The 15482-nt window shown below is 74.1% G+C and carries 11 protein-coding genes; 7 read left to right on the top strand and 4 right to left on the bottom strand.

The window, feature by feature from the left end; all coding sequences use genetic code 11:
• Positions 1–148: 148 nt before the first annotated feature.
• From IPJ95_01690 to IPJ95_01660, 7 genes are all read left to right on the top strand, one after another.
• Positions 149–1069, top strand: a complete 921-nt coding sequence (locus IPJ95_01690) for a DUF58 domain-containing protein (GenBank protein ID MBK7922326.1) — start codon at positions 149–151, stop codon at positions 1067–1069.
• Complete coding sequence (locus IPJ95_01685; GenBank protein MBK7922325.1) at positions 1066–2853, top strand: VWA domain-containing protein; 1788 nt, start codon at positions 1066–1068, stop codon at positions 2851–2853. The genes IPJ95_01690 and IPJ95_01685 overlap by 4 nt, the downstream gene beginning before the upstream one ends.
• Entirely contained in the window at positions 2850–6152 is a 3303-nt protein-coding gene (mfd, locus tag IPJ95_01680) for a transcription-repair coupling factor (protein ID MBK7922324.1), read from the top strand. Before IPJ95_01685 ends, mfd begins: the two co-directional genes overlap by 4 nt.
• Before the next feature lie 34 nt (positions 6153–6186).
• Positions 6187–7596 (top strand): peptidylprolyl isomerase, encoded by a 1410-nt coding sequence (locus IPJ95_01675; GenBank protein ID MBK7922323.1) that lies wholly within the window; start codon positions 6187–6189, stop codon positions 7594–7596.
• Complete coding sequence (locus tag IPJ95_01670) at positions 7593–8930, top strand: peptidylprolyl isomerase (protein MBK7922322.1); 1338 nt, start codon at positions 7593–7595, stop codon at positions 8928–8930. The genes IPJ95_01675 and IPJ95_01670 overlap by 4 nt, the downstream gene beginning before the upstream one ends.
• Before the next feature lie 80 nt (positions 8931–9010).
• Positions 9011–9958: a 4-hydroxythreonine-4-phosphate dehydrogenase PdxA gene (gene pdxA, locus IPJ95_01665; protein MBK7922321.1), complete on the top strand. Its 948-nt coding sequence runs from the start codon at positions 9011–9013 to the stop codon at positions 9956–9958.
• Between the two features lie 20 nt (positions 9959–9978).
• Positions 9979–11646, top strand: coding sequence for a glycosyltransferase family 39 protein (locus tag IPJ95_01660; protein MBK7922320.1), 1668 nt, complete (start codon positions 9979–9981; stop codon positions 11644–11646).
• Here the strand turns inward: IPJ95_01660 and IPJ95_01655 are convergent.
• The 4 genes from IPJ95_01655 to IPJ95_01640 are packed head-to-tail and all read right to left on the bottom strand — an operon-like array spanning position 11627 to position 14581.
• On the bottom strand, positions 11627–12247 hold the full coding sequence (locus IPJ95_01655; GenBank protein MBK7922319.1) for an ATP phosphoribosyltransferase: 621 nt from the start codon (positions 12245–12247) through the stop codon (positions 11627–11629). The genes IPJ95_01660 and IPJ95_01655 overlap by 20 nt on opposite strands.
• On the bottom strand, positions 12244–13203 hold the full coding sequence (locus IPJ95_01650) for an ATP phosphoribosyltransferase regulatory subunit (GenBank protein MBK7922318.1): 960 nt from the start codon (positions 13201–13203) through the stop codon (positions 12244–12246). The genes IPJ95_01655 and IPJ95_01650 overlap by 4 nt, the downstream gene beginning before the upstream one ends.
• Before the next feature lie 44 nt (positions 13204–13247).
• Positions 13248–14231 (bottom strand): HlyC/CorC family transporter, encoded by a 984-nt coding sequence (locus tag IPJ95_01645; protein ID MBK7922317.1) that lies wholly within the window; start codon positions 14229–14231, stop codon positions 13248–13250.
• Complete coding sequence (locus IPJ95_01640; protein ID MBK7922316.1) at positions 14150–14581, bottom strand: DUF21 domain-containing protein; 432 nt, start codon at positions 14579–14581, stop codon at positions 14150–14152. The genes IPJ95_01645 and IPJ95_01640 overlap by 82 nt, the downstream gene beginning before the upstream one ends.
• Positions 14582–15482: the final 901 nt, after the last annotated feature.

Genomic DNA, 15482 nt, shown 5'->3' with positions numbered 1-15482 from the left:
CCAGCAAAGCAGAATCCGCTATCTTGTTGCCATACAATGACCTGTGCCCTCGTTGCCGATCGGAACCCTACCCGGGAGTGTCCTCACTCCCGGACACTCGGTGTCCGCGTTGACTTGAGCCCCGATGCCCCGGTACGTTGACGCGCCCATGAGCACCCCCGCGGCTGCCCCCCGCCCGCTCGACCTCCTCGACCCCCGTGACGCCGCCCGGCTGGCCGGGCTGGAACTGCTCACGGAGGGCATCGTCGAGGGATTCCTGACCGGCCTGCACCGCTCCCCGCGGCGGGGTTTCTCGGTGGAGTTCGCCGAGCACCGGATGTACCAGCCCGGCGACGAGTTGCGCTACGTGGACTGGAAGCTCATGGGGCGAAAGGACCGGCTCTACGTCAAGCAGTATGAGGAGGAGACCAACCTCCGCGCCATGCTGGTGGTGGACGTCAGCCGGTCCATGGCCTGGACGGGGGACGCCGGGCGCACGCTCTCCAAGCTGGAGTACGTGCGCCGGCTCACCGCCGCGATCGCGCTGCTGCTGCTGCGCCAGCGGGACGCGACCGGGCTGATCGCCTTCGATGAGTCGGTGCGGGCGGTGGTCCCGGCGCGGGCGCGGCTGTCCCACGGCCAGCAGCTGCTCGGGGCACTCAGCGGGCTCACCCCCGGGCTGGGGACCGCAGCCGAGCCTGCGCTGCGCCGGGTGGTGGGCCTGCTGCGCCGGCGGGGCCTCGTGATCTTCGTCTCCGACCTGCTGCTGGACCGCGAGCTGTCACTGCGGGCCCTCAAGTTCCTGCGGCACCGCGGGCATGAGGTGCTGGTGCTGCACGTGATGGACCCGGCCGAGCTGGAGCTGGCCGGACCGGCGGAGGCACGGTTCGAGGACCCGGAGACGGGCCAGGGGGTCACCCTCCGGCCGCGCGACTGGGCGGTCGCCTACCGCGAGACCGTGACCGGCGTGGTGGCCGCGTGGCACCGGGCCTGCCGGACCAGCGGCATTCACTATCATCACATCACCACTGACACGCCGTTCGGCCTGGCGCTGCGCCGGGTGGTGGGCCGTCCCGCCGGGCTCGCGTGATCGGCTTTCTCCAGCCCTGGGCGCTGCTCGGCCTCCCGCTCGCGGGGCTGCCGCTGCTGCTGCACCTCATGCAGCGCCGCGACCCGCCCACCGTCGAGTTCCCCGCCGTCCGCTACCTGGTCCAGGTGACCGAGGAGCACCAGCGCCGCCTCAAGCTGCGCCACTGGCTGCTGCTCCTGGTGCGCACCCTGCTCGTGCTCGCGGTGGTCCTGGCGGCCGCGGGGCCGGCGGCGTCCCTGGCGCGCGGCGCCACCCACGCCCCGAGCGCGCTGGTGGTCGTGCTCGATGATTCGCCGTCGAGCGCCGCGGTGGTGGCGGGCACGCCGCGCCTCACCGACCTGCGGGCGGCGGCGCGGCGGGTGCTCGAGCGCGCCACTCCCGCCGACGCGGTCTGGCTGCTGACCAGCGATGGCATCGCGCGGCGCGGCTCGCCCGCGGCGCTCCGGGCGCGAGTGGACAGCCTCGAACCCTCCCGCATCCGCATGGACCTGGGCCAGGCCCTGACGCTGGCCGGCGAGGTGCTCGCCACCGACGGCCGCCCCGGCGGGATTGTGGCCCTCACCGACCTGCAGGCCACGGCCCTGAGCGCCACGACGGCGCGGGTGCCGATCGTGGTGGCCCACCCGGCGGGGCCGGCGCCCGAGAACACCGGCGTGGTGGGGCTCGACCCCGGCGCGCAACCCTGGACGCCGGAGGGTGGGGCCGCGCAGGCTACCGTCGGTGGCGACGCGGCCACTCCGGCAGCGGTGGCGGTGCAGCTGGGCGACCGGCCCGCGCGCCAGGCGCTGGTGCCCGCCGGGACCACCAGCAGCTTTGCGCTCGGGCCGGCGCTGCCGGGGTGGTGGCCGGTGACGGCCGTGCAGGGGGCGGACGAGTTCCGCCTCGACGACCGGCGCGAGGCCCTGGTCCGGGTGGCGCCGGTGGCCCGGGTGGCGTGGGACCCGCGCGACCGCTACATCGACGCGGTGGCCGGCGTCCTCGCGGCGAGTGGCCGCATCCGGCCCGGGACCGAGCTCACGTTCGGCGCCCTCGGCCCGGGGGCCTCGGTGGTGCTGCCGCCGGCCGATCCGGCCGCCGTGGGGGCGCTCAACCGCGCGCTGGAGCGGCGCGGGGTCGGCTGGCGCTACGCCGCGCTGGTGGAGGCTGCGGGGGTCACCGACAGCGGGGCGCTGCTCGGGCGGGAAGCGGTGCTGCGCCGCTACCGGCTCGAGCCGCTCCGCGCCGCCGCGGCGAGCGGGGTGGTGGCGACCGTCGGTGGCGCGCCGTGGATCGTGCGGACCGGCGACGTGGTGCTCCTTGGGAGCCGGCTGGAGCCGGCCTGGACCCCGCTGCCGCTCCGTGCCGCGTTCCTGCCGCTGGTGGATGCCCTGCTCAACCGGGTGGCGCGCGGCCAGTTGGCGGTGCTGGAGGGTGCTCCGGGTGAGCCGGTATTGCTGCCGGACCTCGTGACCCAGGTAACCCAGGGTGAGCGTCGCTGGGTGGTCGAGGGGGGCGCCGCGTTCCGGCCTCCGGCCACGGGGCTGTACTTCCTGCTGGCCGGCCGCGACACCGTGGGCGGGCTGGCCGCCAACCTCGATCCGCGGGAGTCCGCGCTCGCCGCGGCCCCGGCGGGGCAGGTCCGCCGGCTGTGGCCCACGGCGCGGCTGCTCGAGCTCGCGGCGGCGCCGGACGCCGCCTTCGCCGCGCTCGGCCGGGCCAGCCTGGCCGGACCGCTGCTCTGGCTGGCCTTCCTCCTGGCGCTCGCGGAAGTGGTGCTCGCGAGCGGGACACGTCGCGCCGCATGACCCTGCAGCTGCTGCTGGACGCCTTCGAACGCACCGCCTTCGGCTACGATCTGCGCGACCGGCTCCCCGGCCGCGGCACCCTGCTGCCCCTGGCCGGGCTGCCGGGCTCGAGCTCGGCGGTGATGCTGGCGTGGCTGGCGCGGGCCTACCCCTCCCGCCTGTTCACCGTGATCGCCACCACGCCAGCCGACGCCGAGCGCTGGGTGACCGACCTGCAGCACCTCACCGATGCCCCGGTGGCGCTCTACCCGCAGCGGGAATCGCTGGGGGAAGAGGAGCCGCACTACGAGATCGCCGGGGAGCGGGCCGAGACGCTCGCCGCGCTGCTCGAGGGGCGGCTCCGGATCCTGGTCACCACGGCGCGGGCCACCCAGGAGCGCACCGGGGTGGTGGCGGGGCTGCAGGCCACCACGCTTCGCCTGGGCGGGGCGGGGACGCCGCCCCTCGGTGCGGTGGCCGCCCAGCTCGAAGCGATGGGCTACGAGCGGGTTGCCACGGTCACCGAGGTGGCCCAGTTCAGCGTGCGTGGCGGGATCATCGACGTCTACGGCTTCGGCATGGCGGGGCCGGCCCGGCTCGAGTGGTGGGGCGACACGCTCGATTCGCTCCGCGGCTTCGACCTCACCACGCAGCGCAGCGCCGAGGCGATCGACGAGGTCACCGTCCTGCCGCTCGGCGGGTCGGCGGCGCGGCGACGCGGGGACGGCGCGGAGCCGGTGGCCACCGGGGCACGCCGCACCCTGCTCGAACTGCTGCCCTCGGAGACGCTGCTGCTCGAGGACGGGTCCGGGGCCAACGCGGAGGAGGTGGGCCGTTCGTGGCGTGAGGCGGCACACCACCTCGAGGTGGCGCGGCGCCTGGGCGAGGAGGTGCCCGCCCGCGAGGCGCTGTTCGAGCCGCCCGAGGCGTGGGGCGCGCGGCTGGCGGCGTTCGGGCGCCTGGTGGTGCGGGGCGAGGGGGAGCCTGGGGCGCTCAACGCCGGGTTCTTCCCCCCGGAGCCGGTGGACCGGGATGTCCGGCGGCTGCGCTCGCTGCTGGCGGGCGAGGTGCCCACGCTGATCCTGTGCGACAACGAGGGCCAGCTGGAACGGCTGGACGAGCTGCTGCACGAGGACGGGCGACGGGGCGGCACGGCCACCCTGGCCATCGGGGCGCTCGACGGCGGCTTCGTGATGCGGAGCCTCCGGGTGCTCACCGACCACGAGATCTTCCGCCGGGCGCGTCGCCTGCGGCGCTCGCGCCGCTACCGCCAGGCGGCCCCCACCGCCATGACGGGCCAGCTGGCCGCCGGCGACTTCGTGGTGCACCTCGACCACGGCATCGGGGTGTACCGCGGCATCGCGACGATCCAGGTGGGCGAGTCGACGATGGAGGTGGCGATCGTCGAGTACGAGGGCGGCGACCGGCTCAACGTCCCGCTCTATCGCCTCGACCAGCTGGAGCGCTACCGCGCCGCGGGCGATGACGGCGACCAGCCGCCGCCCCGGCTGCACAAGCTGGGCGGCACCTCGTGGCAGCGGGTGCGCGACAAGACCCGGCAGGCCATCAAGGAGATGGCCGCCGAGCTGCTCGACCTCTACGCCCGCCGGCAGGTGAGCGCGGGCTACGCCTTCCCGCCCGACACCCGGTGGCAGCGCGAGCTCGAGTCGGCGTTCCTCTACGAGGACACCCCCGACCAGCGGAAGGCCACCGAGGCGGTGAAGCGGGCCATGGAGCAGCCGCTCCCGATGGACCTCCTGCTGGTGGGCGACGTGGGGTACGGCAAGACCGAGGTGGCGGTGCGCGCCGCCTTCAAGGCGGTGCAGGGCGGCAAGCAGGTGGCGGTGCTGGTGCCGACCACCATCCTGGCGGACCAGCACTACCGCACCTTCAGCGAGCGGCTGGCCGACTTCCCGGTGAAGGTCGAGGTGCTGTCGCGGTTCCGCACGGTGAAGGAGCAGAAGGCGGCCCTGGAGCGGCTGGCCGCCGGCGACCTCGACGTGATCATCGGCACGCACCGGCTGCTCTCGCCCGACGTGCAGTTCAAGGACCTGGGGCTGCTGGTGGTGGACGAGGAGCACCGGTTCGGGGTGCGGCACAAGGAGCGGCTCAAGGCGCTCCGGCTCACCGTCGACGTGCTGACGCTCACCGCGACACCGATCCCGCGCACGCTTCACCTTTCGCTGGCGGGGCTGCGCGACCTGGTGCTGATCGAGACCCCGCCACGGGACCGCTCCCCGATCCTCACCTTCGTGGAGCCGTGGGACGACGGCCTGCTCGAGGAGGCCTTTGCGCGGGAGCTGGACCGCGGCGGCCAGGTGTTCTTCGTGCACAACCGCATCGAGACCATCGAGACGCTCGCGGCCCGGGTGCGGGCGCTGGCGCCCCGGGCGCGGGTGGCGGTGGGCCACGGGCAGATGACGGCCGAGACGCTCGAGGACGTGATGCGGCGCTTCGTGCTCGGGGAGGTGGACATCCTCGTCTCCACGATGATCGTGGAATCGGGGCTCGACGTGGCCAACGCCAACACGATGGTGGTCCACGACGCCCAGCGGTTCGGGCTGGCCCAGCTGTACCAGCTGCGGGGGCGGGTGGGACGCAGCCACCGGCGGGCCTACTGCTACCTGGTGGTTCCGGACCTCATCGACCGCGACGCCGAGGAGCGGCTCAGGGTGCTGGAGCACCACACCGACCTGGGCGCGGGGTACCGGATCGCGCTCAAGGACATGGAACTGCGCGGCGCGGGCAACCTGCTCGGGCAGGAGCAGTCGGGGCACGCCCAGGCCGTCGGGTTCGACCTGTACCTGCGGTGGCTGGAAGAGACGGTGCGGGCGCTGCGCGGGCAGGCCGGAAAGGTCGAGCGGCCGGCGCCGCCCGAGGTGGTGCTCGACCGGCCGGCCCACCTGCCGGACGATTTCGTGGCGGCCGACGACGTCAAGCTCGATTTCTACCGCCGACTGGCGCGGGCCCTGACCTCTGGCGACATTCAACAGTTGCGCGACGAGCTGCGGGAACGGTTCGGGCCGCTGCCGGAGGCGGCGGACACGCTGCTGCACATGGCGCAGCTCCGCACCGTCGGGGCGCAGCTCGGGCTGCAGCACCTGCTGGTCCGGGGCGATGAGGCCCGGCTCACCTTCCGCGAGGGGGCAGCCCCGCGCTTTGCGGGGCTGTCGGCCGCCCTCGACCACGTGCAGCTCGCCGTCGAAGTCCGGCGCACGGTGCCGCTCTCCCTCCGCCTGACGCGGCTCGGGGGCGAGGCGATGGTCCCGGCGCTGGTGCGGGCGCTGGGCCTGGTGGCGGAGAAGCAGCTGGGTGGGTAGGCGGCAGGCATTCGATCTCAGATTGGGAGCAGGCATGCGACGGTTGGCCGTGGGAGTGCTCGGCGCGGTGGTGGCGCTGTCGGGCTGCGATGCGATCAAGCGGATGTCGGGCGGCACGCCCACCGTGGTGGCGACCGCCGCGGGGCAGCAGCTGAGCGTGGACCGGCTGGCCCGGCTCATGGCCGGCATCAAGGGCGTGCCCATGGCGCCCGAGGCGGCGGACTTCATCGCCAACCTCTGGGTGGACCACACCCTCCTGGCCCAGTCGCTCGCGGCGGGCGAGACCTTCCTCGATTCGGCCACGGCCAGCGAGGTCATGTGGCCCGAGCTGGTGGAGCTGCGCGGCAGCCGCTGGCACGACACCCTGCTGGCGCGGAAGATCCCGTTCACCGACCAGGTGGTGGACAGCATCTACGGCGCGGACCAGGTCCGGCTGTTCCAGCACATCCTGGTGCGGGTCGAGTCGACCGCGGAGCCGCCGGCGCGGGCCGCCGGCCGGCGCCGCGCCGAGGCGATGCTCGCGCGGGTGCGCGGCGGCGCCGACTTCGGGCAGGTCGCCACCCAGGTCAGCGACGACCCCGCCAGCAAGCTCGACAGCGGCTACCTCACCCCGGCGCCGCGGGGCCGCTGGGTCACCGCCTTCGACAGCGCCGGGTGGACCCTCGCGCCCGGCGCGATGACCGGCCTGGTCGAGACCCCGTTCGGCTACCACGTGATCCGGCGGCCCCTGGCCGCCGAGGTGCGCGGCCGCCTGGTGCAGTACATGCGCGAGCAGCTGGGCCGGCAGCTCGACTCGGTCTACCTCGACAGCCTCGGCATCCAGCGGAAGCTCAAGGTGGTCAGCAACGCGCCCGACCTGGTGCGCCAGGCGCTCGGCGACAAGGGTGAGGCGATCCGCTCCCCCAAGGTGCTGGCCTCGTACGACGGGGGCGCCTTCACCGTGGCGTCGCTGATCCGCTGGGTGACCGGCCTCGGCCCGGAGTGGGCCGCGGACCTCGGCCAGCGGCCCGACAGCAGCCTGACCCAGTTCGTGAAGCTGCTGGCGCAGAACCAGATCCTCGTGGCCCAGGCCGACTCCGCCGGGATCCGGGTGCTGCCTGACGAGTGGGCCTCCATGATGCAGCGGTATCGTGGCCTGCTCGACACGCTGCGCATGTCGCTCGACCTCTCGAGCGGCGACCTCACCGATCCCGCCGTGGCCCAGGAGCAGCGGGCCCGGGTCGCGGCGCTCAAGGTCGAGACCTTCTGGGACCGCGTGGTCCAGGGGCGCGGCCGCCCGCGCCCCATCCCGGGCCCGGTGTCGTTCGTCCTGCGGAAGACCGGGCAGTACACCGTGGACCGGCGCGGGGTCGATGCGGCGGTGGCGCAGGCCGCCGTCCTCAAGGCCAAGGCGGATTCCGCCGCGGCCGCCGCCCCGCGCCTTCCCGCCCCAGGAGGGCCGTGACCATGCGTCGCCTGCTCGGCTGCCTTGTCCTGCTGCTCCTGCCGGCCGCGCTCGCCGCGCAGGATCAGGGTCCCGCATTCCGCTGCGACACGGCGAGCACCGTCGTAGACCGGGTGATCGCCGTGGTGGGCGACGCCCCGATCCTCTCCTCGCAAGTAGAGGAGGAGATCTTCACCCAGCGCGCGCAGCAGGGCCCGCTGCCCACCACCCTGCCGGAGTTCCAGGCGCTCTGCCGCCAGGTCATCTCCGACCTGGTCGACGCGGAGCTGCTGCTGCAGGTGGCCCAGCGCGATACCGCCATCAAGGTGACCGACCAGGAGATCGCCGACGGCGTGGAGCAGCAGTACCGGAACGTCCGGCAGCGGTTCCAGAGCGAGGTCGACTTCCGCGCCGAGCTCGCCAAGTCGGGCTTCCAGACGCCGGAGGAGTTCCGCCGCTACCTGGGCGACCACCAGCGGAAGCAGGCGTACCGCCAGCGCCTCATGGAGAAGCTCCGCTCGGACGAGAAGCTCAAGCCGGTGCAGCCGACGGAAGCCGAGATGCGGGCGTACTTCGACCAGTTCCACGACCAGCTGCCGCAGCGCCCGGCCACGCTGTCGTTCCGGAACATCGTGGTCTCCCCGAAGCCCGCCGACGCCGCCCGTGCCCGGGCGCGCCAGCTGGCGGATTCCATTGTGGTCGAGCTGCGCAAGGGCGGTGACTTCGCCACCGCCGCGAAGCGGTTCTCGCAGGACCCCGCGAGCAAGGAACAGGGGGGCGACCTCGGCTGGTTCCGGCGGGGCCAGATGGTGGCGGAGTTCGAGGCGGTGGCGTTCCGGCTGCGCCCCGGAGTCATCGCGGATCCGGTCGAGACGCCGTTCGGCTTCCATATCATCCAGGTGCAGCGGATCCAGCCGGCCGAGGTCCAGGCGCGCCACATCCTCCTGATGCCGGACATCGAGCCGGCCGATGCCGACAGCGCCGAGGCGCTCGCGAACCGGGTGGCGCTGGCCCTGCGCGCCGCCGCGCCGTTCGACTCGCTGGCGCGGCTGTACCACGACGCGGCGGAGGAGAAGGAAGCGGAAGACGTGCCCGTGACGCAGCTGCCGGAGGAGTACAAGGACGGCATCGGCACGGCGGACAGCGGCTCGGTGGTGCCGGTCTTCGCCATCCGCAAGGCCAACGGGGTGCGCCGCAAGTTCGTGGTGCTGCAGGTGACCGGACGCCGCAGCGAAGGCGCGATCCGGTACGAGGACGTGAAGGACCAGATCCGCAAGCAGCTCAGCGACAACCTGGCCACCCGGCGGTACATCGACCGGCTGCGCCGCTCGGCCTACGTGGACATCCGCATCTAGGCCGCCGGTGGGGCGGGGGCGCGCCGGCGGCGCGCCCCCGCTCCGTTTCCTCCCCCTCCGCCTCGCGCTACCTTCAGCCCATGCCCTCCCCTCCCCGCCTGGCCGTGACCCTGGGCGATCCCCGCGGCATCGGCCCGGAGATCACCGCGCGTGCGCTGGCCACCGCCCTCGACGCCGAGATCGTCGCGATCGGCGCCGAGGAGCAGGTGGCCGCGGTGCCGGCGGCGCGGCGCATCGTGGTCGGCAGCTGGAAGGAGGGTCTCGGCGAGGGCGAGGGGGAGGGGGTGCCCCGGGCCGGCCCCTCGCGCGCCGCACGCGCCGGGAGGATCGCCGGGCTCGGCGTGGAGCAGGCCGCGCGGCTGGCGCTCGCGGGCGAGGTCGATGGGATCGTCACGGCACCGGCCCACAAGCACGCCCTCAACCTGGCCGGCTTCCAGTGGCCGGGGCACACCGAGTGGCTGGCGCACCTCGCGGGCGACGTGGACGTGGCCATGATGCTCGCCGCCGACCGGTTGCGGGTGGTGCTGGTGACCACCCACGTGCCGCTCAAGGCCGTGCCCCAGCTGGTGACCACCGACCGCGTGGTCCGCGCCGGGCGGGTCACCGCGCGCGCGCTGACCGACTGGTGGGGGATCGCGGCGCCCCGGCTGGCCGTCTGTGCCCTCAACCCGCACGCGGGCGAGGGCGGGCTGTTCGGCGACGAGGAGACGCGCGTGCTGGCGCCCGCGGTGGCGGCCCTCGGCGCCACGGGCCCGCTGCCGGCGGACACCGTCTTTGTCCGCGCCATGCGCGGCGAGTTCGACGCCGTGCTGGCGCCCTACCACGACGTGGGCATGACCGCCATCAAGGTCGCGGCGTTCGGGCGCGGGGTGAACATCACCCTGGGCCTGCCCTTCCCGCGCACCTCGCCCGACCACGGCACCGCCTTCGACATCGCCGGCACCGGCACCGCCGACCCGGGCAGCATGCGCCAGGCGCTCGAACTCGCGGCGCACCTGGCCACCATCCGGCGCCGGGCCACCGCATGAGTGGCGGCGGGACGCCGCGCATGCTGCGCTCGCTGCAATGGGCCCTGGTGGCCGTGGGCGTGCTGCTCCGCCTGCGCCAGTACCTGCATGCGCGCCCGGTCTGGCTCGACGAGGCAATGCTCCTCAGCAACATCCTGGGACGCTCCTTCGGGGACCTCCTGCAGCCGCTGGACAGCGACCAGACTGCGCCGGTTCCCTTCCTCTGGGCCGTCCGGCTCTGTGCCGTGCTCGGCGGCACCGACGAGCGGGTCCTCCGGCTGGTGCCGTTCCTCGCGGGGGTGGGGCTCCTCGTGGCGGTGCTGTGTGTGGCGCGCCGGCTGCTCGCGCCGGGGGCCGCCACGCTCGCGGTGCTGCTGGTGGCGCTCTCGCCGATGCTGATCTACTTCGCCAACGAGGTGAAGCCCTACGGGGTGGATGCGTGCGCCTTCGCGCTGCTGGCGCTGCTCACCGCCCGGCTGGCCGAGCGACCCGACCTGCGCGACCGCTGGGCGGCGCTGCTCGCCGTCGGCGCGGTGGTGGCCGTGTCGAGCGCCACGGCGCCGTTCATGCTCGCGGGGGTCGGGGCCGCGCTGGTGCTTGCGCCCGAGGTGCGGCGGGCGCCCGCGGCGGTGGCGTGGCTGGCCGCGATGGCCCTGCTCTGGGGTGGCGCCTTCGCCGCCGAGTACCTGCTGGTGTACCGCGCCGCGTCGGGCAGCGCGTACATGCAGCGCTTCTGGACGCCCTATTTCCTGAGCCCCACGCTGCCCGGCCTCGCCGGCAAGGCGGTCGCCGCCGTGGTGGAGGGGATGGAGTCGTGGTTCCTGGCGCCCGGGGGCGGCTGGCGCGCCGTGGTGGCGGGCGCGCTGGTGCTCCCGCTGGGCCTCGGCGCGTGGACGCTGGCGCGGGGCCGGGGCGTCTGGGCAGTGGCGCTGATGCTGGTCCCGGTGTTCGGCGCGCTGGCAGCCTCCGTGGTACGGGCCTACCCGGTGGCGCCGCGCCTGCTGCTCTTCGTGGTGCCAGGCCTGGCGGTGCTGCTGGCCGCGGGCACCGAGGCGGTGTGCGCCTGGCTCACCCGGCGGTGGCCGGTGGCGTGGCTCGCGGCGGCGGGGGTGGGGCTCGCCTTTCTCCCGGGGCTCGATGCCGCCCGCCAGCTCGCGGAGCCGTACGAGCGGGAGGCCACGCGGCCGCTGGTCGAGCGGTTCCGGCGGGAGCACGCGCCGGGTGCGGCCATCTACGTCTTCGGGCGGGGGATGCCCGCCTGGCTTTTCTATTCCACCGACTGGCGTGCCCCCGACCTGGTTCGGGTGCGTGAGCGCATCGCCCTGGTGAGCTCCACGGGCGCGGCGTTCCGGAATGCGGCGAGCCGCGGGCGGCCGGTCGCGGCGGAAGGGGACACGCTGCGGTTCGCGGTGGGCGACTGGCGTGAGCTCGTGGGTGTGCCCACCGGGACGGGGCCCGACTCACTGGGGATTCCCTCCCCGGCGCCCGACAGCGGCTGGGCCGACAACGAAGCCCGCCGGCTGCATGAAGCCGGCGGGCCCGAGGCATGGGTGCTGCTGTCGTCGTTCCAGCCGATGGTGCCGGACCAGCTCGACGCGGCCCTGACCAGGCGAGGGGGCGTGCGCGCCCTGCGCGAGGAGCGGCCTGGGGCGGTGCTGATGCGCTGGACCTTCCCGGCGGCGCCGGAGGCTAGCCCAGCCGCGCCATGATCTGCAGGTGCTGCTCCAGCTTGAGCTTCTGGCTGGCCCGGTTGGCCACCAGCACCGCCCCGACCTGCAGGATCGTCTCCCGCTCCGCGAGCCCGTTGGCCTTGAGGGTGTTCCCCGTATCCACCAGGTCCACGATCCAGTGGGCCAGGCCCAGCAGCGGCGCCACCTCCACCGACCCGTGCACCGTGATGATCTCCACCGGCCGCCCCGCCTGGGCAAAGTGGCGCCAGGCCAGGTTGGGGTACTTGGTGGCCACCCGGGCGGTCTTGCCGCCGGGTAGGGCAGGGAAGGGCTGGTCCGCGGGATTGGCCACCACCAGGCGGCAGGCGCCGAAGCCCAGCTCCAGCGGCTCCAGCACGTCGGCGTCGGATTCCCGCAGCACGTCGGTGCCGGTCACGCCCAGGTCGGCGGCGCCGCTCTCCACGTAGACCGCCACGTCGGCCGGCTTGACGATCAGGAACTCCACCGTGGGATCGCTCGACGGGATGAGCAGCCGCCGTCCGGGCGCGGGGTCGATGACGATCCCCGCGCGGGCGAAGCGCGCCACGGCGTCATCGTACAGGCGCCCCTTGGCGAGCGCGATCCGGATCGGGGCGCTCATGCCGCCCCCGCCTCGGCGATGGTGTCGAGGTCGAGGGAAACCCCTACCGCCGGCATCGGCGCGCCGAAGCGGCCCATGAGGTCGTCGTAGCGCCCGCCGGCCCCGGCGGCGCGGCCGGCGCCGGCGGTGTAGAGCTCGAACTGGATGCCGGTGTAGTACTCGAGCCCGCGGACCTCGCCCAGGTCATAGACCACGTGGGCCCGCTCGGCGGGCACGAGCGCGTCGTCGAGGCGGCAGAGGTGCTCGAGCCCCGGGCGCGCCGCCGGCGTGGCGGCGGCGAGGGCGGCGTCGAGCGCCGGCCGTCGCCCGATCACGAAGGCCAGTCCTGCCAGGCGGGCCGCCTCCGCGGGCCGGCCGGCGAGGCCGCGCGTCAGGCTGCCGCGGTCCTTGCGGTCGATCCAGCGGCGGACCTCCGCCCGGTCGGCGGGCTCGAGCGCCGAGAGGCCGGGCGCCAGCACCCCGACGTGCCCCAGGTTGAGCTGGAAGTCCCGCAGGCCGAGCTGGCGGGCCAGCTCCAGCGTCAGGCGGACGATCTCCACGTCGGCCCCGAGGTCGGCCTGGCCGAGCAGCTCGGCCCCGGCCTGCAGCGTCTCGCGGGGGCGGCCACCGCGGTCGGGCTCCTGCCGGAACACCTTGCCGCTGTAGGAGAGGCGAAGCGGCATGGGCGCGCCACGCAGCGTGGTGGCGGCCACCCGGGCCAGGCTCGCGGTAAAGTCGTAGCGCAGCGCCAGGATGCGGCCGTCGCGGTCGGTGAAGCGGAGCAGCCGGTCGGCCACGCCCGGCCCGCCGGCGCGGAGGAACACTTCCTCATACTCGAAGGTCGGCGGCAGCAGCTCCTGGTGCCCGCGCTGCTCCAGCAGGTCGAGGGCGGTGCGCTGCAGCCGCCGGCGGGCGAGCGCGGCGGGGCCGGTGAGGTCGAGGGCGCCGGGGGGAATCGGCGCGATGGAGCGGGGCATGGGCGGGAGTGTAAGCGCGGGCGGGCACGCCCGCCACGGGGCGGCTAGCGGAGCGGGCGGGGCGGCGTGACCGACGGGACCTCGCCCGTGGGCGTGCCCGGGGCCACCCCGCCGCCAAGGTGGAACCGCACGGACTTCACGCGGCGGCCCTCCATCTCGGCGATCTCGAAGGCGTCCTGCCCCACCGTCACCCGGTCGCCGGGCTTGGGGAGGCGGCCGATCTGCCCGAACAGGTAGCCCCCGACCGTGGTGTAGTCGGTGTCGTCGAGCTGCAGCTCGTGCTCGGCGTTGAAGTCGGAGATGGCCAGGCTGCCGTCGAGGAGCGGCGCGCCCTCGGGCGCGGCCTTGGGCCGGTCGAGGCGGTCGTACTCGTCGAAGATGTCGCCGACGATCTCCTCGAGCAGGTCCTCCATGGTGACCAGGCCGGCGGTGCCACCGTACTCGTCGAGCACCATCGCCAGGTGCACCTTGAGCCGCTTCATGTCGGCCAGGACGTCCTCCACCTCGCGGGTGCCGGGCACGAAGAGCGGTGGCCGCATCACCGCGCCGATCAGCGAGCCGGGCTGCTGCCGCACCGCCGTGAGGATGTCCTTGGCGTGCACCACGCCGACGATGTCGTCCAGGGACTCGCCGTACACGGGGTAGCGGGAGCGCCGCGCCTCGGCCACGACGTCGGCGGCCCCCTCCACCGTGAGCTCGCGCTCCAGCGCCACCATCTGGGTGCGCGGCGTCATGACCTCCTGCGCGGTCTTCTCCGAGAACTCGAAGACGCCCTCCAGCAGGCGGGCGTCCTCCTTGCCCAGGCTGCCGCCCTCCTCGCTCTGCTCCACCAGCATCCGGATCTCCTCCGGGGAGTGGAGCCGCTCGTGCTCGCCGGGGGGCCGGATGTGCATCAGGCGGAGCAGCCAGTTGGCGGTGCCGTTGAGCATGGCGATGGGCAGCGCCATCACCCAGGCAAAGCCGATGAGCGGCCCGGCCACCCAGGCGCTGATGCGCTCCGGGTAGAGCAGCGCCAGCGCCTTGGGCACCAGCTCCCCAGGATGATGTGCAGGGTGGTGATGATGGTGAACGCGAGGGCGATGGCCAGCGCATGGCTGGCGACCATCTCGAGATTGCCGGGGAGCCAGACCAGGCCCGACTGAATGATGCCGGACAGGGCGGGCTCGCCCACCCAGCCCAGGCCCAGTGAGGCGAGGGTGATGCCCAGCTGGGTGGCGGAGATGTAGCGGTCGAGCGATTTTACGGCGCGCAGGGCGAGGGCGGCCTGCTTGTGGCCCCGCTGGATCATCTCCTCCAGCCGGGTGCGGCGGGCCCCGACCAGGGCAAACTCCGCCGCCACGAAGAAGGCGTTGAGCGCCACCAGGGCCAGGACGGCCACCAGTTTCCCGGCGACCAGACTACTTTCGGACGGCTCCATAGGCCGTAACACTAGCGTCCTCCTTCCCGGCCCGCGAGGGCAACGCATGATCCGCCAGATTGCCGTCCCGCCGTTCGACCTGCTCGAGCCGTTCCTGCCCAAGCCGTCCGTCCTCGACACCGCCACGCGGGACGGGGTGGCGAGCATCCTGGCCGACGTGGCCACCCGCGGGGACGCCGCGGTCCGCCACTGGACCCGGAGCCTCGATGGCGTGGACCTGGCCCCCGAGGCGTGGGAGCTGCCCCGCGCCGAATGGGAGGCGGCCCTCGACCGGATCGACCACGAGTTGCGCGAGGCGCTGGAGACGGCGGTGCAGCGGGTGCGGGACTACCACCGGCGGCAGCGTGACCCGGGCTTCACCCTCCTCGAGGAGGACGGCACCATCCTCGGCATGCGGGTGGTCCCGCTGGACCGGGTGGGATTGTACGTCCCCGGCGGGAAGGCGGCGTACCCCTCCAGCGTGATCATGAACGCGGTCCCGGCGGTGGTGGCAGGGGTGGAGGAGATCATCGCGGTCACCCCGCCGCAGGGGATCACCGACGCGGTCCTGGCCGCCTGCGCGCTGGCCGGCGTCAACCGGCTGTTCCGGGTGGGCGGGGCGCAGGGCATCGGCGCGCTGGCCTATGGAACCGCCACGATCCCCCGGGTCGACAAGATCGTGGGCCCGGGGAACAAGTGGGTGGCAGAGGCCAAGCGGCAGGTGGCGGGGCCGGTGGGGATCGACATGATCGCGGGACCCACCGAGGTGGTCATCATCGCCGACTCCACGGCGCGGGCGGAGCGGGTGGCCGCGGACCTCATCGCGCAGGCGGAGCACGACGAAGACGCCAGCGCCTGGTGCGTGACCACCGACCTGCACCTC

This window comes from Gemmatimonadota bacterium (genome assembly GCA_016713785.1).
In the GTDB taxonomy this organism is placed as follows: domain Bacteria; phylum Gemmatimonadota; class Gemmatimonadetes; order Gemmatimonadales; family GWC2-71-9; genus JADJOM01.
This window is presented reverse-complemented; position numbering and strand designations above follow the sequence as displayed.